Origin of the sequence: Thauera sp. SWB20 (genome assembly GCF_000831325.1) — a bacterium.
Taxonomy (GTDB): Bacteria; Pseudomonadota; Gammaproteobacteria; order Burkholderiales; family Rhodocyclaceae; genus Thauera; species Thauera aminoaromatica.
In genome coordinates, this window is sequence record NZ_JTDM01000019.1 from 369,246 (window position 1) to 388,475 (window position 19,230).

The following is a 19,230-nucleotide window of genomic DNA, read 5'->3' on the forward strand; positions in this document are numbered from 1 at the left end:
TTTGTCCAGGACAAATGAGGCGCCGACGCTGGAGGCGACTTCATTTTCCGACCGCGATGCATGCGCCCACGCCCCCAATCGATCGGCGCTCACTCCACCCCGTTCTCTCCCGCCTTTTCCTCCGCCTGCTGCGGCGTCAGGTCGCCGTCCAGTACCGCCAGCATGCGCGCCGCCTTGGCCACCTGCTCGATCGCGCGGCGCTCCAGGCTGGCCAGGCGCAGCCAGTCCTGCAGCGTGCGAATGTCGATGCGGGCGTGCGCACCCTCCAGCAGCAGCGCCTCCTTGAAGGCCTGGTAGCGCAGCTCCGCCTCCTCCAGCCGCACCTCGACCGCCGGCGCGGAGAAGTCCTCGCGCGCCGCGTCCGCGCTCGCGGCCAGCGCCCCGGTGGCCTGGCGGAAGGCCGCGGCGATCGGCTCGAGCTCGCTGCCCGGCGGCGCGCCGAGCGTGGTGGCCAGCGCGCACGCCTGGCGCACCGCGGTGACCGCGCTCTCCTGATACTGCAGCGCGCGCAGGCTGTGCGCCACCGCCTCGACCAGCGCCGGCGGCAGGCGCATGGCGTTGAGCTTGCGTACGTAGTCGCCGATCGCCGGCGCCAGCGCATCGAGCGTGCTCGCCTGACGCTCGATCCAGGGCTCGTCCGGCGGCACCCGCGTGGCGGCGGTGAGCGCGGTGAGGGCGAAGGACTGCGTGCGGCCCAACTCCAGGCGCAGCGCGCGCAGCGCCAGATCGGGCACCGCCAGCGAGGGCGCGTCGAGATAGCGCGGGCGGGCGATCTCCTCCTCGCGGCTGCGGAAGTGGCTCGCCAGGAATCGGCGCAGGGGGCGTGCCAGCGGCACCATCAGCAGCACCCCGAGCACGTTGAAGGCGGTGTGGAACATTGCCAGCATCACCGCCGGCGTGGCCGGCTGCTCGAACCAGTTGCGCAGCGCGCCGAGCAGGCCGATCAGCAGCGGCAGCAGCGCGATCGCCACCGCGCCGGTCACCAGGTTGAAGATCACGTGGGTGGCCGCGACCCGGCGCGCGTTCGAGGTCGCGCCCAGCGCCGACAGGATCGCCGTCGAGGTCGTGCCGATGTTGGTGCCGATCACCATCGCGCACGCCGCCTCGATCGACATCAGCCCGCCCTGGGCGGCGGTGATGATGATCGCGATCACCGCGCCCGAGGCCTGCATCAGCACCGTCAGCACGGTGCCGATGCCGACCAGGATCAGCCAGCCGGTGAAGCCGGGTGCGATGTGGTCCTGCAGGTTCATGGTCGCGCCGAAACCCGAGAAGGTGTCCTTGAGCGCGTCGATGCCGAGGAAGAGCACGCCGAAGCCGGCCAGCGCCTGGCCGAGCGCGCGCTGGCGCACCGTGCGTCCGGCCAGCATCAGGGTCGCGCCGATGCCGACGAAGGGCAGCGCGAAGGCGTCGATCCGGAAGCTGAAGCCGAGCGCCGCCACCAGCCAGGCGTTGAGCGTGGTGCCGACGTTGGAGCCGAAGATCACCCACATCGCGTTCTGCAGCGACAGCAGCCCGGTGTTGACGAAGCCGATGCTCGCCACCGTGACCGCGGTGGAGGACTGCACCAGCGCGGTCATGGTCATGCCGGCGCCGAGGCCGCGCACCGGCGTGGCGGTGCCGCGCTCGAGCAGGCCCTCGAGTGCGCGGCCGGCGGCGAGCTTGAGGCCCTCTGTGAGCATGTGCATGCCGAGCAGGAACAGGCCGATGCCGCCGAGCAGGCCGGCGACGATCGGATAGATGGCGAGCGGGCTGGTGTCCAGGGCGGGCCTCTCGTGCGGGAAGGGGGCGTCACGACAGCGTAATGCCGGATCGCGCGGGCGGGGAGGGCATTGTTCGCGGCGGGGACCATCGCGCTTTGGACCGGATGGCAAACAATTTCAATTTGTCCTGGACAAATTCTTGACAGCCCTGCGGTGCTCGCCTATCGTGGAATCGTTATCCACGCTTGTCCAGGACACGGCCATGAACGCGAGAATGCTCTCCAGGCGCGCCGGCATCCTCTCCGCCGCTACGGTGCTCGTCTCCTTCGGGATCTCCGCGGCTTCGGCCGCACCGCCCCAGGTCGTCGCGGCGGCAGCTGCCGTCGCTCCTGCCGGGCCCGTCGTGGACAACACGGTCGCGACCCCGGCCCCGGCCTCGATCCAGACCCCGCTCGAACTCCTGCTCTTCGTGCACCGCGCGGATCTTCCGCTGCGCCCCCTCCCCACCAAGCAAAAGGATCATTCATGAACGCCCCGGAAAAATTCTTCCTGCCCGACGTGCAATCCAGCGCCGACCACCGCGCGCTGGCGATCCAGCAGGTCGGCGTGCGCGGTCTGCGCTACCCCATGGCGGTGCGCGATCTCGACGGCGGCGTGCAGCACACCGTCGCCAGGCTGGAGATGACGGTCGGCCTGCCCGCCGAGGTGAAGGGCACCCACATGTCGCGCTTCGTCGAGCTGCTCGAGGCCGAGCGCGACGCGCTCGATCTCGACGGTCTGCGCGGCCTGTTCGCCGACATGCTGGTGCGGCTCGAAGCCGAGAGCGGCCGCATCGAGGCGCGCTTTCCCTGGTTCATGAAGAAGGCCGCGCCGGTTTCGGGCGTCGAAAGCCTGCTCGACATCGACGCCCGCGTGGTGGTGGAAAAGACCGCGGGCGGCGAGATCCGTAGCACCCTCGAGGCGGTGGTGCCGGTCACCAGCCTGTGCCCGTGCTCCAAGAAGATCTCCGCCTACGGCGCGCACAACCAGCGCTCGCACATCACCCTGTCGGCCACGCTGCGCGGCGACCTCGGCCTGCGCGAGCTGGTGCGCATGGCCGAGGAAGAAGCCTCGTGCGAAGTCTTCGGCCTGCTCAAGCGCCCGGACGAGAAGTGGGTCACCGAGCGCGCCTACGACAACCCCAAGTTCGTCGAGGACCTCGTGCGCGACATCGCGTTGCGCCTGCGTGCCGATGCGCGCGTGGCCTCGTGGCGGGTGCAGTCGGAGAACTTCGAGTCCATCCACAACCATTCCGCCTACGCCCTCGTCGAGGGCGAGAACGCGCCGGAGTAATCGCCATGAAGATGGGTGAGATCGAGCGCCTGCACGCCACGGGCGAGGCGGGCCGGGGTGCCGAGGGGCGGCGGATCGCCGTGATCGGCGGCGGCATCGCCGGTCTGTCGACCGCCTGGCTGCTCGCGCCGCAGCACAGCGTGACGCTGTTCGAAGCGGGCAGCTACGTCGGCGGTCACACCAACACCATCGACGTGACCGTCGACGGCCTCACCCATCCGGTGGACACCGGCTTCCTGGTCTTCAACCGCCGCACCTACCCCAACCTGTGTGCGCTGTTCGCGCTGCTGCAGGTCGAGGCGGTGGAGACCGAGATGAGCTTCGGCGTCAGCCTGGCCGAACCCGAGCTCGAATGGGCCGGCACCGACCTTGCCAGCGTGTTCGCCCAGCGCGGCAACCTGGTGCGTCCTGCCTTCCTCGTCATGCTGCGCGACATCCTGCGTTTCAACCGCGAGACCACGCGGATGGCGAGCGAAGGTGGCATGCCGGCCCTGTCGCTCGGCGAGTATCTCGACCTGGAGGACTACTCGCAGGCCTTCCGCGACTGGTACCTGCTGCCCATGGCCGCGGCGATCTGGTCGTGTCCGACGCACACCATGCTCGCCTATCCGCTCGCGACCTTCGTGCAGTTCTGCCACAACCACGGACTGCTGCAGATCCTCGATCGTCCGACCTGGATGACGGTGAAGGGCGGCGGACGCAGCTACGTGCGCCGCATGCTCGCCCGCCTCGACGACGTGCGGGTGAACGCGCCGGTGCAGCGCGTGGTACGCGGCGAGGACGGGGTGTGGGTGCACACCGCGGCCGGGCCGGAGCGCTTCGACGAGGTCGTCTTCGCCTGTCACAGCGACCAGGCCCTGGCCATCCTCGGCAGCGAGGCCACGCCGGACGAGCGCCGCATCCTCGGCGCCGTGCGCTACCAGGCCAACGTTGCGTACCTGCACACCGACACCGCGCTCCTGCCACGCCGCCCGAAGGTGTGGTCGGCGTGGAACTACCTCGCCGGCAAGGGCGCGCCCGACGCGCGTCCGGTGTCGGTCAGCTACCTCATCAACCGCCTGCAGCCGCTGCCTTTCCAGACCCCGGTCGTGGTGTCGCTCAACCCCTTCATCGCGCCCGCAGCCGACAAGACCTTCCGTCGCATCGAGTACGCCCACCCGGTGTTCGATCACGGAGCGATCGACGCCCAGGCCGCGCTGCCTTCCATCCAGGGCCGCGAGCGCTGCTGGTTCGCCGGCGCCTGGACCGGCTACGGCTTTCATGAAGACGGCCTCAAGTCGGCGGTGGCGGTGGTCGAGGCGATGGGCGTGGAAGTGCCGTGGCGGCGCGGCCGCGTGCCGGCGGCGAAGCGGGCCGGGACGGCGCTGGAGGCGGCGTGATGCCCGACGCGCTCCAGCCCGCGGTGTGCTTCGGCGCGGTCATGCACGAGCGCCACGTGCAGGCGCACAACCGCTTCGTGTACCCGAGCGCCTTCCTGCGCCTGCCGCTCGGCCGCCTGGACCAAGTGCGCGCTCCGCTGCTCGGCATCGAGCGTGCCAACCTGTTCAGCTTCCGCAGCCGCGACCACGGCGCGCGCGACGGCTCGCCCTTGCTGCCGTGGATCCGCGCCCTCCTGAACGAGCGCGGGCTGGCCGCGGCATGCGACGGCGAGATCGTGCTGCAGACCATGCCGCGCATTCTCGGCTTCGTCTTCAACCCGGTGAGCTTCTGGTTCTGCCACGACCGCGCGGGCGGCCTGCGTGCGGTGCTGGCCGAGGTGAACAACACCTTCGGCGAGCGTCACAACTACCTGCTGCACCACGCCGACCTGCGCCCCATCGGCGCGGGCGATGAGCTGCGCGCCTGCAAGCGCTTCCATGTCTCCCCCTTCTTCCCGGTGCGCGGCGAGTACCGCTTCCGCTTCGAGCAGCGCGGCGCCGTGCATGCGGTGTCGATCGAGCTCTGGGACGGCGGCGAGCGCCAGCTCTCCACCCGCCTGGCGGGCCGCGCCGAGGCCGTCGGTGGGGCCAGCATGGCGAAGTGGCTCGCGCGCCAGCCCTTCATGACCCTGGGCGTCGTCGCCCGCATCCACTGGCAGGCGCTGCGCCTGGCCCTGCGGCGGGTGAGCTTCTTCCGCAAGCCCGCGCCGCCGCTCGAGGAGACTACCTGATGAACGCGCTCGACCATGCCCTGCAGCCGCTCGCCGGCCTGCGCCTCGCGCGCCTGCCGCGCGCCACCCGGCTGTGCCTGGAGATGCTCGACCGCCTCGACGGCGGCGCGATCGCGGTGGAGCTGCCCGACGGCGTGCGCGTGCGCGCCGGCCACGGTGCGCTCGTCGCTCACCTGCGGGTGCGCGACCACGCCGTGTTCGATGAGGCGCTCGCACGCGGCGACATCGGCTTCGGCGAAGCCTGGATGGACGGCCTGTGGGACACCGAGGACCTCCCCGGCCTGCTGCGCCTGCTCTCGGCCAACCGCAGCCGCCTGCAGGGCGCGATCTACGGCCGCATGTTCCGCCTGCTCAGCCACCGCCTGCAGCACCTGCTGCGCGCCAACACGCGCAGCGGCTCGCGGCGCAACATCGAGGCCCACTACGACCTCGGCAACGACTTCTATGCGCTCTGGCTCGACCCCACCATGACCTACTCGGCGGCGGTGTTCGCCTCGCCCGACGAGTCGCTGCAGGACGCCCAGCTGCGCAAGTACCGCCGCATCCTCGGCGAGCTCGGCGCGCGGCCCGGGCAGACCATCCTGGAGGTGGGCTGCGGCTGGGGCGGCTTCGCCGAGGTCGCCGCCACCGAGTTCGGCTGCAAGGTGCTGGGCATCACGCTGTCGCCGGCGCAGCTGGCGTTCGCGCGTGCGCGCGCCGAGCGCGGCGGCTTCGCCGACCGGGTGGATCTGGAGCTGTGCGACTACCGCGACGTGCGCGGCCAGTACGACCATGTGGTGTCGATCGAGATGATCGAGGCGGTGGGCGAGCGCTTCTGGCCGACCTACTTCGCCCAGCTCTCCGCACTGCTGAAGCCGGGCGGGCGCTGCGTGGTGCAGGCGATCACGATCGCCGACGCGCTGTTCGCGCGCTACCGGCGCGGCACCGACTTCATCCAGCGCCACGTCTTCCCCGGCGGCATGCTGCCCAGCCCGGGCGCGGTGGCGCAGCAGGCCGGGCGCGCCGGGCTCGAGGTGGTGGGCGACTTCGCCTTCGGGCGCGACTATGCGCGCACGCTCGCGCACTGGCATCGAAGCTTCGACGCGCAGGCTGCAGCGGTGCGCGCCCAGGGCTTCCCCGAGCGCTTCCTGCGCATGTGGCGTTTCTATCTCGCCTACTGCGAGGCGGGCTTCGACACCGGCGACCTCGACGTGCATCACTACTTGTTCGCGCATGCCGCCGCAGGGTCGCAAGGCGGCTGAATGGTGATGGGCGCGGCGGAGGGAAGCGATCTGTGCCGACCCCCTGGCCGCGCCGTCCCCGCATTTCAGGGCCTGGAGGTGACCCCATGAGCGCCCCGATCCGCTTTCCCGCACGCTCCCCGCGGAGCCTGCGTCGCAGCTTCGAGCGGTTCGCCCGCCTCCCGCGCGCGCTCGGCGCAGTGCTGGCGTGCTGCATGCTGCTGGCGCTGGAGACGGTGCACGCGCTCGGCCTGCCGCCGCAGCTCGTGGCGAGCACGGTCGGGCTGCGCGAGGTCGGCCGCGGCGAGCTGCGCTGGCTCGGCTTCAAGCTCTACGACGCCGCGCTGTGGGCGCGCGCGCCGGGCGAACAGGCCACGGCAGACGAGCACGTGCTGTCGATCCGCTACGCGCGCGCGGTCACGTCCGCGCGTCTGGTCGAGCTCAGCCTCGACGAGATGCGCCGCCTCGGTCTCGCCGACGAGCCGACGCTGGCGCGCTGGGGCGAGGCGCTCGCTGCCGCGCTGCCTTCGGTCGCGGCCGGAGACACGCTGACCGGCCTGCACCGTCCGGGGCAGGGCGCGGCCTTCTGGCACGACGGCCGCGCCACCGCCGAACTCGACGACCCGGCGCTGGCGCAGGCCTTCTTCGCCATCTGGCTCGACGAGCGCACCCGCGAGCCCGCGCTGCGCGCACGCCTGCTCGGGCTCGAGGAGGTCACGAGATGAGCGACCGCGCACGCGCCGCGCCGGATCGCCACCACGGGGGCGGAGCATGTGCCCGCGCGGCCTGCGCGCCTGGCGCCGGGCGTGCTCCGGATGCCGACCGCGTCGAGTGGGGTGCGCTGCTCGCCTACGGCGCCCTCGGCCTGCCACTCGCCTTCGCGGCGCTGCCGATCTACGTGCATGTGCCGCGCCTGTATGCGGAAGGCCTGGGCCTGTCGCTCGCGCTGGTCGGTGCCGTGCTGCTCGCGGCGCGCGTCGTCGACGCCATCACCGACCCGCTCATCGGCTGGGCCAGCGACCGCCTGCCGCGGCGCCGGCTGTGGGTCGCGCTGGCGCTGCCCGCGCTCGGCGCCGGCATGCTCGGCCTGCTGATCCCGCCCGCAGGCGCCGGGGCGGCGTGGCTGTTTGGCCTGCTGGTGGCGGTGTCGCTGGCCTATTCGGTGGCGAGCATCGCCTACAACGCCTGGGGCGCCGAGGTTGCCGCCACGCCGGCCGCGCGCACCCGCTTCGTCGCCAGCCGCGAGGCCTTCGCGCTCGTCGGTGTGGTGCTGGCGGCGGCGCTGCCGGGGCTGCTGGGCGAGGGGGTGATCGGTGGCACGGCTGGCGTCGGCCAGTCGGCGGTCGCCACTGAAGGCGGCGCCGCGGGCGGTGTCGGTGCGTCAGGGGGCGGTGGCGACGGCGGCGCGGCGGGGCTCGCACGGCTCGCCTGGCTTTTCCTTCCGCTGCTCGTGGTCTTCGGCCTGTGGACGCTGTGGCGTGCGCCCGCTCCGCCGCGGCTCGCTGCGACGCACGCGCCGGTGTGGCGGGGCCTGCGCGCGGCGCTCGCCGACGCGGCCTTCCTCCGCCTGCTCGCGGTGTTCGCGGTCAATGGCATCGCCGCCGCGATCCCCTCGGCGACGGTGCTCTTCTTCGTCGCCGACGTGCTGCAGGCCGAGGCGCTTGCCGGCGCCTTCCTTGCCCTGTATTTCCTCGCCGCCGCGGCCGGGCTGCCGCTGTGGACGCGGCTGTCGCAGCGCATCGGCAAGCTGCGCGCCTGGCTCGCCGGCATGGCGCTCGCCGTGGCGGTGTTCGCCTGGGCAGGCCTGCTCGGCAGCGGCGATCTGTTCGCCTATGCCTGCATCTGCGCGCTCTCGGGCCTGGCGCTCGGCGCCGACCTCACCCTGCCGCCTTCCATGCTCGCGGACCTGCTCGCGCGCGGGCGGGACGGGCGTGCGCCGGCCCGCTCGCGCGCGCTCGAGGCGGGTGCCTGCTTCGGCTGGTGGAGCTTCGTCACCAAGGCCAACCTGGCGCTCGCCGCCGGCCTGGCGCTGCCCCTGCTCGCGCTGCTCGGCTACGCCCCGGGCGCGCGCGAGCCCACTGCGGTCGCCGCGCTCGGGGCGGTGTACGGCTTCGCACCGGTCGCCCTCAAGCTCGCCGCCATCGCCCTGCTCTGGCACGGGCGAGCCGTGCTCGATCCCGGCACGGGAGACGACCCGCCCGGGATCGCGACTTGCGTCGCTCCCACAAGCGTCGACCGGCGCCGCAGTGGAAACGGCAGCGGGTGAGGCGGCCCGTAGGAGCGACGCAAGTCGCGATAACGCGGCGACCGGCGCTGGGGGGGGGGAACGGCAGCGGGTGAGGCGGCCCGTAGGAGCGACGCAAGTCGCGATCGCAGCACCGACGCTGCGACGACGCAGCAAGCCGGAATCTGGTCGGAGGAGAGGAATCGTGAAACGCTTTTTCCTGATGTGCGTCGCCCTGATGGGGCTTTGGGGGTGCAGCAGCGTGAAGATCGACGAATACCGTGCCGAAACGCCCGTGCTCGAGCTGCGCGACTACTTCGACGGCACGATCGACGCCTGGGGCATGTTCCAGGACCGCTCGGGCAAGGTGGTCAAGCGCTTCCACGTGCTCATCGAGGCGAGCTGGCAGGGTGACACCGGCACGCTCGACGAACAGTTCACCTACTCCGACGGCACGACCCAGCGCCGCGTGTGGACGATCACGCGCCTCGGTCCCGGGCGCTACAGCGGCCGTGCCGACGACGTGGTCGGCGAGGCCGCCGGCGAGGCGGCCGGCAACGCGCTGCGCTGGCGCTACGTGCTGGCGCTGCCGGTGGATGGCAAGGTGTACAACGTCGACTTCGACGACTGGATGTTCCTGATGGACGAGCAGGTCATGCTCAACCGCTCGCTGATGAGCAAGTGGGGCTTCCGCCTCGGCGAGGTCACGCTGTCCTTCCACAAGAGGCCGCGCCCGTGACCGCACCGGCTGTCCGCCGCGGCGGGTTCGCGCCGCTCAACACGCCGATCCGCGAATGGGCGGGGCGGCGGGTGTGGATCGTCGGTGCGTCCTCGGGCATCGGCGAGGCGCTCGCGCTCGCGCTCGCCCGCAGGGGCGCGCGCCTGGCGCTCTCCGCGCGCGGGCGCGAGCGCCTCGAGGCGGTGTGCGCGGCCTGCGACGCGGCTGCCGGCGCGGGCCCGACCGCCGGGGACGCGGGCGCGCTCGCGAATGCGGCCGTCGAGCCTGCGCACCGCGCCGAGTCGCCCGCTTCCGCCGGAGTGCTCGCGCTTGCGCTCGACTTGTCGCGCGCGGGCGAGATCGAACGGGCGCGCGACCGGCTGCTCGCCGCCTGGGGCGGCATCGATCTCGTGGTCTTCAACGCCGGCACCTACCGCCCGTTGCGCGCCTGGGAGCTCACTGCGGAGGCCGTGCGCGAGACGCTGGAGACCAACCTCGTCGGCACCATGAGCGGCACCGCGGCAGTCCTGCCGACCCTGCTCGCGCAGGGTCACGGCGCCATCGCGCTGGTCGGCAGCGTCGCCGGCTACGGCGGACTGCCGAAGGCGCTCGTCTACGGCCCGTCCAAGGCGGCGCTGATCAACTTCGCCGAGGTCCTCCACCTCGACCTGTCGCCGCGCGGCATCGGCGTCTTCCTGATCGACCCCGGCTTCGTCGCCACGCCGCTGACCGCGCAGAACGACTTCGCCATGCCCGCGCTGCAGACGCCCGAGCAGGCGGCCGCTGCGATCGTCGACGGCTTCGCGCGCGGCGACTTCGAGATCCACTTCCCGAAGCGCTTCACGCGCGCGCTCAAGCTCCTGCAGCTGCTGCCGCGGCCGCTGTATTTCGCGCTGATCCGCCGCGCAACTGGCCTGTAGGGCTTGCCGCCATGACCGACCCGAAGCCTCCGGAGCACCTTCCATCGAGCGCCGCTTCGGCGGAACCCGTGCGGCAATCTCCCGCCCGGCGCCTGGCGCGCTTCTACGAGACGCTCACTCCCGCCGCACTGCCTGGGCTCGACCAGCTCTACGCCCCCGACGCGCGCTTCAAGGACCCCTTCAACGAGGTCGCCGGCACCGCCGCCATCGGCCGCATCTTCGCGCACATGTTCGCCACCGCCGAGGCGCCGCGCTTCGAGGTCACAGACTGCATCGAGCAGGGCGAGCAGGCGATGCTGGGCTGGGCGTTCCACTTCGCGCTGCGCGGACGGCCACTCGTGGTGCGCGGTGTCACGCATCTGCGCTTCGACGCCGACGGCCGCGTGGTGCTGCACCGCGACTACTGGGATGCCGCCGAGGAGCTGTACGAGAAGCTGCCGCTGATCGGCGCCCCGCTGCGCTGGCTGCGGCGCAGGATGTCGGCGGGGTGAGGTGTGGGGGGAGGTGACGGGCGCACTGCGATCGCGACTTGCGTCGCTCCCACAGGGGCCTTCGGAAGGCGCGGCGGTTTTTCGTAGGAGCGACGCAAGTCGCGATCCCCGCCGCGCGGGGAATCCGCGTCGGCGCGTGCTCCAGCGCTGCGATCGCGACTCGCGTCGCTCCCACAGGGGCCTTCGGACACGCGGCGGTTTCTCGTGGGAGCGACGCAAGTCGCGATTCCCCGTTGCGGCGCGGGTTCCGGCGTGCTGACGAAGGGACTATCATCGACTCCTGATCCGCTTGCCCGTCCCCTCATGCCCTCCAGCCTCTGCGCGCCGCTGCGCACCCTCCTCCTCGCCGTCATCGCGCCCCTTCTCCTGCTCGCCGGCTGCACGCCCGCCGAGCCGGTGTTCAAGAGCACCGACATCACCGGCACGAGCTATGGCAAGACGCTGCGCCTCACCGACCACAACGGCCGCGAGCGCACGCTCGCCGACTTCAAGGGCAAGGTGGTGACGATCTTCTTCGGCTACACGCAATGCCCCGACGTCTGCCCCACCGCGCTGTCGGGCATGAGTACGGTGATGCAGGAGCTCGGCCCCGACGCCGAGCGCGTGCAGGTGCTCTTCGTGACCGTCGACCCCGAGCGCGACACGCCCGAGCTGCTCGCGCAGTACGTGCCGGTGTTCGATGCGCGCTTCCTCGGCCTCTACGGCACGCCCGAGAAGATCGCCGAGCTGGCGAAGGAATTCCGCGTGTTCTACCGCAAGAGCGGTGACCTCGCCGGCCACTACACCATCGACCACACCGCCGGCACCTACGTCTTCGGCCCCGACGGCCGGCCGCGGCTGTACGTGAGGCACGCCGAGGACCCGCAGGTGGTCGTGGCGGACATCAAGGCCTTGCTGGCGGGGAAGTGAGGGCGCGCGCTCCAAGGGAAAACGGCGGCCTCGGGCCGCCGTTTCGCTGTCTGGGGCGGGTGGTCACGCCACCGCGGCCAGCATCCCGCGCATCTTCTGCATCGCCTTGGCCTCGATCTGGCGGATGCGTTCGGCCGACACGCCGTATTCCGCCGCCAGCTCGTGCAGCGTGGCGCTGTCGCCCTCGGCGAGCCAGCGCCGCTGCACGATCGCGCGGCTGCGCTCGTCCAGGCTGGCGAGCGCGTCGCGCAGGCCGCTGTCCTGCAGGCGGGCGAGCTGAGCCTGCTCGACCTGCTCGGAGGGCTCGGCGTGCGGATCGGGCAGGTAGGCGATGGGTGCGAAGCGCTCGTCCTCGTCGTCGCTGCCGGCGTCGAGCGGGATGTCGCGGCCGGTGAGGCGCGTCTCCATCTCCACCACTTCCTCGGGCTTCACGCCCAGCTGCGCCGCGATCGAGCGCACCTCGGCGGGCTGCAGCGTGCTGCTGTCCTGCTTCATGCCGCGCAGGTTGAAGAACAACTTGCGCTGCGCCTTGGTGGTGGCGATCTTCACCAGGCGCCAGTTCTTCAGGATGTATTCGTGGATCTCGGCCTTGATCCAGTGGATCGCGAACGACACCAGACGCACACCGCGCGTGGGGTCGAAGCGCTTGACCGCCTTCATCAGTCCGATATTGCCTTCCTGGATGAGGTCGGCGTGGGGCAGGCCGTAGCCGAGGTATCCGCGCGCGATCGCCACGACGACGCGCAGATGCGACATCACCAGTTGCCGTGCCGCATCCACGTCGCCCTCGTCGCGCAGCCGCGTCGCCAGTTCCACCTCCTGCTGCTCGCTCAGCATGGGCATGCGATTCACGCTCTGGATGTACTGGTCCAGGCTGCCGGCGGCGGGAACGGGGAAAGTCAGGGCTTGTGACATGGGCTTGGGTCCTCCTTGCGCATCAATCTTAGCACTCGGGGCGTGAGAGTGCTAAGGGGCGGCGGGAGTTCCGGAGTAGTCCTCGTCAGTCCTCGTCGGAGGACACCCAGTCCTCGACGCGCAAACCAGCAATGCGCCTGAACTCGCGCGTATTGTGGGTGACCACGGTGGCGTCTTCGGCCAGTGCATGGCAGGCGATCCACAGGTCGTTTGCGCCGATCGGTGTGCCGGCCTCCTTGAGGCGGGTGGCCTGTTCCGCGTAATGCCGGCAGATGGCTGGGTCGGCGGGATAGCGCACCGGTATCTGGCGCGCCAGGGAGTTCAGCCGCCGCAGCACCTCCGTCTTGCGGGTGCTGCGCTCGGCGCCCTTCAACAACTCTGCCCAGGTCACGAAAGACATGCACAGGGTGTCGCTATCAGGAAGTGCGTCGATGCGCTGCGCGATGCTGGGCGGCTGGTTCTTGATCAGGTAGATCAGGATATTGGTGTCGAGCAGGTAGATCACAGCGCCTCGCGCTCCTGCACCGGCAGCGGCGCTTCCCGCTCGGCCTCGAGCGCGGCGACGAAGTCGTCGTCCACTTCGCCCAGCGCTTTCAGGGCCTGCATCAGCGCGGTGCCACGCTGTACCCGCAAGGGGTGGATCACCAGGTCGCCCGCGTCGTTGCGCGTGATGCTGACGCGGTCGGTATCGAGGCGGAACTCTGCCGGGATGCGGACCGCCTGGCTGTTGCCGTTGTTGAAGACGCGGCTGGGCAGTGTTTCCATGGCATCACCTTTTGTAAATACGCTGGCGTGTGTATTTTAGTGCTCGCGTAGCAACAGCGCAAACGTCCGTTGTTTGTTTCGAGTGGGCGGGCTATGCCTCGAACTCGTAAGCCGACCGGTCTGCTGCGCTGCGCCCTTCATTCAACGCATGAGGAACTCGGCTGGCGTCAGGATGGGAATGCCGTGCCAGGGATTCAGCACGAGCAGATCCTTGTCTCCGCTGATGATCGCCGCGGCTTCGCCTGCGAGCGCAACGTCCAGGAACTTGTCGTCGCGCGGATCGCGGCAGGCCGCCACCCTGCGAAGGATCGGCACGACCTGCATGACGCCGCCGAGCAGACGGATGAACTCGCGCCGGTCTTCTCGAGATACATACGGGTCGAACTTGGGCCGTGCCAGCACTTCGGCGAGCTCGGCCAAGGTTTCCTCCGAGCCGAGCAGGCTGCCGCGGGCGAGCGCCTGATCGACCGCCCGGGCGGCGGTGCTGCGCGGTGCCAGCAGGCGGCTGACGAGGACGTTCGTGTCGACGACGAAGCGCAGGAATTCAGTCATCGGCGAGCAATTCGGCGAGCTTGTCCTCGGTCAGTCCCGCCGCTGCGGCTTTCTCGCCGACTACGTCGCAAAAGCGCTGGAACTCGGCGACGTTGAGTCGTGTGAGGCGCTCGTACTCCTTCATCGACAGAACAACCGCGACATCGCGCTTCTGGCGGCGGATCACGACGGGTTCGTGCGCGGCCAGGTCGAGCACGCCGGCCAGCCCTTGCTTTGCTTCGGTGGCGGATACGGTGCGCATGATGGCGACTCCTGTTCATTTTGGTGAAATTGAATTGTATGTTTTGTACAAAATGGACGCAATTTCGTATTGAATGAACCCGTGCATGCTGCATGCCCCAAGGCCTTGTTGCATTCGCATGCAACCATGGTCATGATCATGGTCATCGATTATCCAGGGAGTACGACCATGCAAACCATCCAGGCCTCCGAATTCAAGGCTCGCTGCCTCGCCCTGATGGACCAGGTGGCGGCCTCCGGCGAGATCCTTGTCGTCACGAAGAACGGCAAGCCGGTCGCCGAACTGCATCCTTATCAGGGCGCGCGCGCATCCTCGCCTTTCGGTCTGCACCCGGGCGTGCGCATCCTGGGCGATATCGTGTCGCCGGTCGCGGACGAGGACTGGGAGGCCTTGTCGTGATCGTCCTCGACACGCATGTGCTCATCTGGATGGATGCCGACGATGCCGCGCTCGGCCCGCAGGCGCGTGCGCGCATCGAACAGGCCTGGCGCGCGGGCGAGGTCGCGGTCAGCGCGATCAGCTTCTGGGAGTGCGCGATGCTTGTGGAGAAGGGGCGCATTGCCCTGCCGCTTGCTGTTGAAAGCTGGCGGGCAGGCCTGCTGGGCGCGGGGCTGGTCGAGATCGCGCTCGATGGACGCATCGTGCTCGCGGCCGCGGGCTTCGCCGATCTGCATCGCGACCCCGCGGACCGCTTCATCGCCGCCTCCGCGGCTGTGCGCGGCGCGGCGCTGGTGACGGCGGACGAAAAGCTGCTGGCATGGAACTCGGATCTGCCGCGGCTCGATGCGCGGCGCTGATCGGGGGTTGTGTTGCACGTCCGCAACAACCGAGCCCGGAATGTCGCGTTTTCGCGTTGTCATGCTTGCAAGGCCGGCCGCAGGTTTGCAGAATCGCCCCAACTTCTCGCCAGAGAGGTGAGTAGGGCCAAGGCAAGTGCCAAGGTCTCAACTTCAAATTTGAGGAGAAACACATGCAAAAGAAACTGATCGCGCTGGCTATCGCTGGCCTCGTTTCGGCCCCGGCCTTCGCTCAGTCGAACGTGACCATCTACGGTGTGGCTGACGCTGGCCTGGCCGCCGGTTCGCACGGCGACACCGACTTCCGCGGTGTTCTGAGTGGTGTCCTGTCGGGCAGCCGCATCGGCTTCAAGGGCAGCGAAGACCTGGGCAACGGCCTGAAGGGCGTCTTCGTTCTGGAGCAGGGCTTCGACATCGGTAACGGCATTGCTTGGCCGGCCGTTGGTACCGCTTCCGGCGCGACTGCTGGTCCCGAGTATGGTTCGACGAACGACACGACCGATGGCGACTCCGTCTTCTCGCGTCAAGCCTACGTGGGCCTGAGCGGCGCCTTCGGCACCGTCAGCGTCGGCCGTCAGTACGCTCCGGGCTACTTCTTCAACTACGACGCCGTCCTGGGTGCCTTCATTTCGCCGCAGTCGATCCTGTCGTACAACGCCGGCATGACCATCACCCCGAACAGCGCCGCTCGCTGGGACAACTCGGTCGCTTACACCGGTTCGTTCTCGGGCCTGACCGTTCGTGGCATCTGGGCTGCTCGCGGCAACGAACTGACCCGTTCGGGCGCGGTGGCTCCGGCGGTTGCTGGCACTTCGCCCAGCTACGACGACGCCTACGGCCTGAGCGCGGACTACGCGAACGGCCCGCTGGCGGTTGGTGCGGTGTATCAACTGTCGAAGGGTAACAGCTTCACTGGCAACAGCAGCAAGCAGAAGGAATGGGGCGTCGGCGGTAGCTACGACCTTGGTGTCGTGAAGCTGGCTGCTTCGTACCAAAACGCCGAGTCGCTGGCCAACACCAACAACAACGATGCGGATCTGTGGCAAGTTGGCGTGATCGTTCCGGTTGGTGCCGCTGGCAACGTCCACCTCGCCTACGGCGAAGTCGACTACGACAACGCGAACAAGACTGGTGCCGAAAGCTACACCCTGGCCTACACCCACGCTGTGTCGAAGCGCACCACCGCGTACGCTGGCTGGAACCGCACCACGAACGACAGCAATGCCTCGAAGTTCGGCCTGGTCCCGACCGTGTCGACCAACACCGGCGACGACTCCGACATCTTCACCGTCGGCGTGCGTCACACCTTCTAATCTGTCACCTCGACAGGTTTGAAAGTAAAAACGGGAGCTTCGGCTCCCGTTTTTTCGTCTACGCCCACGAGATCAAGGGGGGCTCCAGGGTCGGAGGGGGCTCCAGGGTCAGGTCTTTCATTTGCTCATTTCCCTCCCGTCGGTGGCTTCGTGATGGGAAATGGGGGATAGACCACGATTTCCCACTTTTGTGTCTCTTTCCCGCTGTGCTCGTAATCCGCCGGGGACGCGCGGGGCATTCCTTCTGCAGGCTGCGGAACTCGCTTCGCTCGGGCAGTCCTCGCCTGCGCCGGGAATGCCCAACATCCCGGGCTACGGTGATTGTGGCGGCGCGGCCCTTGGCGTGCGACAGAATGCGTCGCCCCTTCTCCGCAGTCAGTTGAGTGCTGCAGGCCGGGGGCAGGAAGCATTTCGCGGTGCGCCTGCTTCGCCCCCATCGAGTTCCACTTTTCGGTCGTGATGCGCCCACGGTTCCCGGATGCGTGCGGGGTGTTCCTGGAGAGGCGAGGACTGTCCGAGCCCGCAGGGCGAGTTCCGCAGCCTCCGAAGGAACGCCCCGTGCGCATCCTTCCCCGATGTGCTCGAGCTGCGCGGGTTGATGGGCTCCCCGCGGTCCGAGCGCCTGGTGCGCAACGGAAGTCGGGGACAGGCCACGATTTCGCGTTTTACGCCGCCACCTTCCTAATCTGCCGAGCGTAAGGTGTTCTCGTCGTTCACCCAGGCAAAGATGATGATTCTGGTCTTGGAGTCGAAGCGAAAGAACAACCGAAAGCGCCGGCCGATCTTGGCGCGGCGCCAGTGCCTGAACCCCGGCCCCATGGTATTGCCTTGTCGGTATTCTTCCCTGTTCGGATCGCCTGGAACGGTCTCGAAGATCAAATTCGCCAGCGCGGCAAACAGCTTGGTGTTTGCGTTGGATTCGTAGCGCTCTGGATCCTGCGCCCGCACGCGCGCGGCAGCGGCATCCAGTTTCTGGAGCTGCGCGATCAGGCAATCGTGGAAGAGCAGATTCCATCCGTGACGCTGGATCACAGCGCGACGTCGCCTTCGATGTCTTCGCGCAGATCCACGTGTTTGCCGAGCGCAGCGAGCATCGAGCGCGTCAGATCGTCGGGTAGCATCGTGATGTGCCGGCCGGAACGGATATCTTTTTCGAGAATAGCGAGGAAGCTGCCGATTGCGGGATCCTCGTGCGCGATTTCGGTTGCGCGCGTCACGATCACTCGGTCGCCGGTGAGGTCGAAGGCGACCTTGCCTCCAACATCCACCCCCAGGGCCTGACGAATGGACTTGGGTAGCGTGATCTGACCTTTGGATGTGATGGTTGCGACTTCGTGAATTGCCGGCATGGTGAGCCTCCGGGGAATCGATATTGAGGCTGAAAGTAAGGAACGATCCTTACTTTGTCAAGTGGCGGAAATAAAGGGGACCCCTAGGGTCAGGTCTTTCATTTGCTCATTCACCCGCCCCCGCCGTGGACGCGAGCTCTTGCTTTGGTCTTGCCTTCCGGATTATCTATTCGGGATAATTCGCACTGTTCCTGCCCTGGGAGAGGATCATGGCGCGGCCGTTGCGAATCGAGCTTGCCGGAGGGGTGTACCACCTGACTTCGCGGGGTGACCGTCGCGAGCCGATCTATGCCGACGATGCCGATCGCCTGTTGTGGCTCGATGTCTTCGGCGAGGTGTGCGACCGCTTCAACTGGCGTTGTCACGCGTGGTGCCAGATGGGCAATCACTATCATCTGGTCGTGGAGACGGCCGAGGCGAACCTCTCCCGTGGCATGAGGCAGCTGAACGGGGTGTACACCCAGGCCGTGAATCGACGCCACGGTCGCATCGGCCACGTCTTCCAGGGGCGCTACAAGGCGATCCTGGTCGAGGCCGACGCCTACCTCGTCGAGCTGTCCCGCTATGTGGTGCTCAATCCCGTGCGCGCGGGCCTCTGCGGCGATGCGCGCGAGTGGCCCTGGAGCAGCCATCGCGCGCTCATGGGGCTGGCCGATCCGCCCCCTTGGCTGGCGACGGACTGGGTGCTGGGCCAGTTCGGGACGGAGCGCACGGCCGCCGTGCGTCGATATGAAGATTTCGTCCGCGCGGGCGTCGGCCTGCCGCCGATCTGGGACCGTCTCAACGCGCAGATCTACCTGGGCAGCCAGGCCTTCGCCGACGAGATGGCGCGCACGGTGCCGGACGACGGGCGCCTGAACGAAGTGCCGCGGCTGCAGCGCCGCCCGCAGGGCGCGTCCTTGCAGGCGTACTCGGAAGGCTGTCCGTCGCGGGATGCCGCGATCGCCGAGGCCGCCGCCTCCGGCGCCTTCACCCTCGCGCAACTCGCCGAATTCTTCGGCCTCCACTACAGTTCGATCAGCCGGATCGTCGCCAAGGGCCGGAAGGCGCGCCAGCCTCCCGGCGCCGGGCGAGCAAGCGAGCAAACGAGTAAATGAAAGACCTGACCCCACTGTGTTCCAACCACGACGAGCGCCCGCCCGGCGCCCTCGTCCGCCTGATCGTCATCCACGCCATCAGCCTCCCCCCCGACCAATTCGGCGGCCCCGGAGTCGAGCAACTGTTCACCAACACCCTGGATCCGCAAGCCCATCCCTACTACGCGACCATCCACCACCTGCGCGTGTCCGCCCACTATTTCATCCGCCGCGACGGCCAGCTGCTGTGCTTCGTCGACCCCGATCGACGCGCCTGGCATGCCGGCGTGTCGTGCTGGAAGGGGCGCGAGCGCTGCAACGATTTTTCGATCGGAATCGAGCTCGAGGGCTGCGACACGATGCCCTTCGAGCCCGCGCAGTACGCGCGCCTGGCGGCGCTGGTCGTCGAGCTGGAGCGGCGCTATCCGATCGAGGCGGTGGTCGGGCATTCCGACATTGCGCCCGGTCGCAAGACCGATCCGGGGCCTTTTTTCGACTGGAAGCGGCTTGACGTGATGTGCGAACAGCGCCGCGCAAGCTGCTGATCGTTCAAAAC

At 69.0% G+C, this 19,230-nt stretch carries 24 protein-coding genes; 16 read left to right on the plus strand and 8 right to left on the minus strand.

Annotated elements, in window-relative coordinates; genetic code table 11:
• Positions 1-89: 89 nt before the first annotated feature.
• Positions 90-1,874, minus strand: a complete 1,785-nt coding sequence (locus PO78_RS13575; protein ID WP_012584812.1) for a Na/Pi cotransporter family protein — start codon at positions 1,872-1,874, stop codon at positions 90-92.
• A gap of 91 nt (positions 1,875-1,965) precedes the next feature.
• On the opposite strand from PO78_RS13575, the gene PO78_RS13580 reads away from it, so the two are divergent.
• The 11 genes from PO78_RS13580 to PO78_RS13630 all read left to right on the plus strand — a co-directional run bounded on the left by PO78_RS13580 (position 1,966) and on the right by PO78_RS13630 (position 11,666).
• The gene (locus PO78_RS13580; protein WP_012584813.1) at positions 1,966-2,232 is read left to right on the plus strand and encodes a hypothetical protein; all 267 of its coding nucleotides are present in this window, start codon (positions 1,966-1,968) and stop codon (positions 2,230-2,232) included.
• Positions 2,229-3,035 carry a GTP cyclohydrolase FolE2 gene (folE2, locus tag PO78_RS13585; protein ID WP_012584814.1) on the plus strand — a complete coding sequence of 269 codons (807 nt, stop codon included), beginning with the start codon at positions 2,229-2,231 and terminating at the stop codon, positions 3,033-3,035. The genes PO78_RS13580 and folE2 overlap by 4 nt, the downstream gene beginning before the upstream one ends.
• A gap of 5 nt (positions 3,036-3,040) precedes the next feature.
• Complete coding sequence (locus PO78_RS13590; protein ID WP_012584815.1) at positions 3,041-4,414, plus strand: NAD(P)/FAD-dependent oxidoreductase; 1,374 nt, start codon at positions 3,041-3,043, stop codon at positions 4,412-4,414.
• Positions 4,414-5,184, plus strand: coding sequence for a DUF1365 domain-containing protein (locus PO78_RS13595; RefSeq protein WP_043744554.1), 771 nt, complete (start codon positions 4,414-4,416; stop codon positions 5,182-5,184). Before PO78_RS13590 ends, PO78_RS13595 begins: the two co-directional genes overlap by 1 nt.
• Positions 5,184-6,425, plus strand: a complete 1,242-nt coding sequence (locus tag PO78_RS13600; RefSeq protein ID WP_043744369.1) for an SAM-dependent methyltransferase — start codon at positions 5,184-5,186, stop codon at positions 6,423-6,425. Before PO78_RS13595 ends, PO78_RS13600 begins: the two co-directional genes overlap by 1 nt.
• A gap of 86 nt (positions 6,426-6,511) precedes the next feature.
• The gene (locus PO78_RS13605; protein ID WP_004323816.1) at positions 6,512-7,129 is read left to right on the plus strand and encodes a chalcone isomerase family protein; all 618 of its coding nucleotides are present in this window, start codon (positions 6,512-6,514) and stop codon (positions 7,127-7,129) included.
• On the plus strand, positions 7,126-8,670 hold the full coding sequence (locus tag PO78_RS13610; RefSeq protein ID WP_052484419.1) for an MFS transporter: 1,545 nt from the start codon (positions 7,126-7,128) through the stop codon (positions 8,668-8,670). Before PO78_RS13605 ends, PO78_RS13610 begins: the two co-directional genes overlap by 4 nt.
• Before the next feature lie 163 nt (positions 8,671-8,833).
• Entirely contained in the window at positions 8,834-9,367 is a 534-nt protein-coding gene (locus PO78_RS13615; RefSeq protein ID WP_004330039.1) for a DUF3833 domain-containing protein, read from the plus strand.
• Positions 9,364-10,266 carry an SDR family NAD(P)-dependent oxidoreductase gene (locus PO78_RS13620; protein WP_043744373.1) on the plus strand — a complete coding sequence of 301 codons (903 nt, stop codon included), beginning with the start codon at positions 9,364-9,366 and terminating at the stop codon, positions 10,264-10,266. Before PO78_RS13615 ends, PO78_RS13620 begins: the two co-directional genes overlap by 4 nt.
• Before the next feature lie 11 nt (positions 10,267-10,277).
• Positions 10,278-10,757 carry a nuclear transport factor 2 family protein gene (locus PO78_RS13625; RefSeq protein ID WP_197068775.1) on the plus strand — a complete coding sequence of 160 codons (480 nt, stop codon included), beginning with the start codon at positions 10,278-10,280 and terminating at the stop codon, positions 10,755-10,757.
• A gap of 303 nt (positions 10,758-11,060) precedes the next feature.
• Positions 11,061-11,666 carry an SCO family protein gene (locus tag PO78_RS13630; protein ID WP_004303907.1) on the plus strand — a complete coding sequence of 202 codons (606 nt, stop codon included), beginning with the start codon at positions 11,061-11,063 and terminating at the stop codon, positions 11,664-11,666.
• Positions 11,667-11,729: 63 nt separating this feature from the next.
• On the opposite strand, the gene rpoH is transcribed toward PO78_RS13630, so the two are convergent.
• The 5 genes from rpoH to PO78_RS13655 all read right to left on the minus strand — a co-directional run bounded on the left by rpoH (position 11,730) and on the right by PO78_RS13655 (position 14,139).
• Positions 11,730-12,581 carry an RNA polymerase sigma factor RpoH gene (rpoH, locus tag PO78_RS13635; RefSeq protein WP_004303909.1) on the minus strand — a complete coding sequence of 284 codons (852 nt, stop codon included), beginning with the start codon at positions 12,579-12,581 and terminating at the stop codon, positions 11,730-11,732.
• A gap of 85 nt (positions 12,582-12,666) precedes the next feature.
• On the minus strand, positions 12,667-13,086 hold the full coding sequence (locus tag PO78_RS13640; protein WP_004303911.1) for a type II toxin-antitoxin system VapC family toxin: 420 nt from the start codon (positions 13,084-13,086) through the stop codon (positions 12,667-12,669).
• Positions 13,083-13,346 (minus strand): antitoxin, encoded by a 264-nt coding sequence (locus PO78_RS13645; protein WP_004303913.1) that lies wholly within the window; start codon positions 13,344-13,346, stop codon positions 13,083-13,085. The genes PO78_RS13640 and PO78_RS13645 overlap by 4 nt, the downstream gene beginning before the upstream one ends.
• A 141-nt stretch (positions 13,347-13,487) precedes the next feature.
• Entirely contained in the window at positions 13,488-13,898 is a 411-nt protein-coding gene (locus PO78_RS13650) for a putative toxin-antitoxin system toxin component, PIN family (protein ID WP_043744377.1), read from the minus strand.
• A complete protein-coding gene (locus tag PO78_RS13655; protein ID WP_043744380.1) occupies positions 13,891-14,139 on the minus strand; it encodes a type II toxin-antitoxin system Phd/YefM family antitoxin in 249 nt (82 codons plus the stop codon). The genes PO78_RS13650 and PO78_RS13655 overlap by 8 nt, the downstream gene beginning before the upstream one ends.
• A gap of 168 nt (positions 14,140-14,307) precedes the next feature.
• Between PO78_RS13655 and PO78_RS13660 the strand changes: the two genes are divergently transcribed.
• The 3 genes from PO78_RS13660 to PO78_RS13670 all read left to right on the plus strand — a co-directional run bounded on the left by PO78_RS13660 (position 14,308) and on the right by PO78_RS13670 (position 16,249).
• The gene (locus PO78_RS13660; protein ID WP_012584826.1) at positions 14,308-14,538 is read left to right on the plus strand and encodes a type II toxin-antitoxin system Phd/YefM family antitoxin; all 231 of its coding nucleotides are present in this window, start codon (positions 14,308-14,310) and stop codon (positions 14,536-14,538) included.
• Positions 14,535-14,936: a type II toxin-antitoxin system VapC family toxin gene (locus tag PO78_RS13665; protein ID WP_043744383.1), complete on the plus strand. Its 402-nt coding sequence runs from the start codon at positions 14,535-14,537 to the stop codon at positions 14,934-14,936. The genes PO78_RS13660 and PO78_RS13665 overlap by 4 nt, the downstream gene beginning before the upstream one ends.
• A 173-nt stretch (positions 14,937-15,109) precedes the next feature.
• Positions 15,110-16,249, plus strand: coding sequence for a porin (locus tag PO78_RS13670; RefSeq protein WP_043744385.1), 1,140 nt, complete (start codon positions 15,110-15,112; stop codon positions 16,247-16,249).
• A 681-nt stretch (positions 16,250-16,930) separates the two neighbouring features.
• On the opposite strand, the gene PO78_RS13675 is transcribed toward PO78_RS13670, so the two are convergent.
• A complete protein-coding gene (locus PO78_RS13675; protein WP_004303924.1) occupies positions 16,931-17,281 on the minus strand; it encodes a type II toxin-antitoxin system YhaV family toxin in 351 nt (116 codons plus the stop codon).
• Positions 17,278-17,598 carry a type II toxin-antitoxin system PrlF family antitoxin gene (locus tag PO78_RS13680; RefSeq protein WP_040828726.1) on the minus strand — a complete coding sequence of 107 codons (321 nt, stop codon included), beginning with the start codon at positions 17,596-17,598 and terminating at the stop codon, positions 17,278-17,280. The genes PO78_RS13675 and PO78_RS13680 overlap by 4 nt, the downstream gene beginning before the upstream one ends.
• Positions 17,599-17,807: 209 nt before the next feature.
• Here PO78_RS13680 and PO78_RS13685 point away from each other — a divergent pair, with 209 nt between their 5' ends.
• Both PO78_RS13685 and ampD read left to right on the plus strand, forming a co-directional pair.
• Complete coding sequence (locus tag PO78_RS13685) at positions 17,808-18,695, plus strand: transposase (protein ID WP_051021687.1); 888 nt, start codon at positions 17,808-17,810, stop codon at positions 18,693-18,695.
• Positions 18,692-19,219: a 1,6-anhydro-N-acetylmuramyl-L-alanine amidase AmpD gene (ampD, locus tag PO78_RS13690; protein WP_043744388.1), complete on the plus strand. Its 528-nt coding sequence runs from the start codon at positions 18,692-18,694 to the stop codon at positions 19,217-19,219. Before PO78_RS13685 ends, ampD begins: the two co-directional genes overlap by 4 nt.
• Positions 19,220-19,230: the final 11 nt, after the last annotated feature.

Bases quoted from the DNA above. Each gene is read 5' to 3' on its own strand.
- PO78_RS13580 (WP_012584813.1), top strand. From the start codon at position 1,966: ATGAACGCGAGAATGCTCTCCAGGCGCGCCGGCATCCTCTCCGCCGCT.
- folE2 (WP_012584814.1), top strand. From the start codon at position 2,229: ATGAACGCCCCGGAAAAATTCTTCCTGCCCGACGTGCAATCCAGCGCC.
- PO78_RS13590 (WP_012584815.1), top strand. From the start codon at position 3,041: ATGAAGATGGGTGAGATCGAGCGCCTGCACGCCACGGGCGAGGCGGGC.
- PO78_RS13595 (WP_043744554.1), top strand. From the start codon at position 4,414: ATGCCCGACGCGCTCCAGCCCGCGGTGTGCTTCGGCGCGGTCATGCAC.
- PO78_RS13600 (WP_043744369.1), top strand. From the start codon at position 5,184: ATGAACGCGCTCGACCATGCCCTGCAGCCGCTCGCCGGCCTGCGCCTC.
- PO78_RS13605 (WP_004323816.1), top strand. From the start codon at position 6,512: ATGAGCGCCCCGATCCGCTTTCCCGCACGCTCCCCGCGGAGCCTGCGT.
- PO78_RS13610 (WP_052484419.1), top strand. From the start codon at position 7,126: ATGAGCGACCGCGCACGCGCCGCGCCGGATCGCCACCACGGGGGCGGA.
- PO78_RS13625 (WP_197068775.1), top strand. From the start codon at position 10,278: ATGACCGACCCGAAGCCTCCGGAGCACCTTCCATCGAGCGCCGCTTCG.
- PO78_RS13630 (WP_004303907.1), top strand. From the start codon at position 11,061: ATGCCCTCCAGCCTCTGCGCGCCGCTGCGCACCCTCCTCCTCGCCGTC.
- rpoH (WP_004303909.1), bottom strand. From the start codon at position 12,581: ATGTCACAAGCCCTGACTTTCCCCGTTCCCGCCGCCGGCAGCCTGGAC.
- PO78_RS13645 (WP_004303913.1), bottom strand. From the start codon at position 13,346: ATGGAAACACTGCCCAGCCGCGTCTTCAACAACGGCAACAGCCAGGCG.
- PO78_RS13650 (WP_043744377.1), bottom strand. From the start codon at position 13,898: ATGACTGAATTCCTGCGCTTCGTCGTCGACACGAACGTCCTCGTCAGC.
- PO78_RS13655 (WP_043744380.1), bottom strand. From the start codon at position 14,139: ATGCGCACCGTATCCGCCACCGAAGCAAAGCAAGGGCTGGCCGGCGTG.
- PO78_RS13660 (WP_012584826.1), top strand. From the start codon at position 14,308: ATGCAAACCATCCAGGCCTCCGAATTCAAGGCTCGCTGCCTCGCCCTG.
- PO78_RS13670 (WP_043744385.1), top strand. From the start codon at position 15,110: ATGCAAAAGAAACTGATCGCGCTGGCTATCGCTGGCCTCGTTTCGGCC.
- PO78_RS13680 (WP_040828726.1), bottom strand. From the start codon at position 17,598: ATGCCGGCAATTCACGAAGTCGCAACCATCACATCCAAAGGTCAGATC.
- PO78_RS13685 (WP_051021687.1), top strand. From the start codon at position 17,808: ATGGCGCGGCCGTTGCGAATCGAGCTTGCCGGAGGGGTGTACCACCTG.
- ampD (WP_043744388.1), top strand. From the start codon at position 18,692: ATGAAAGACCTGACCCCACTGTGTTCCAACCACGACGAGCGCCCGCCC.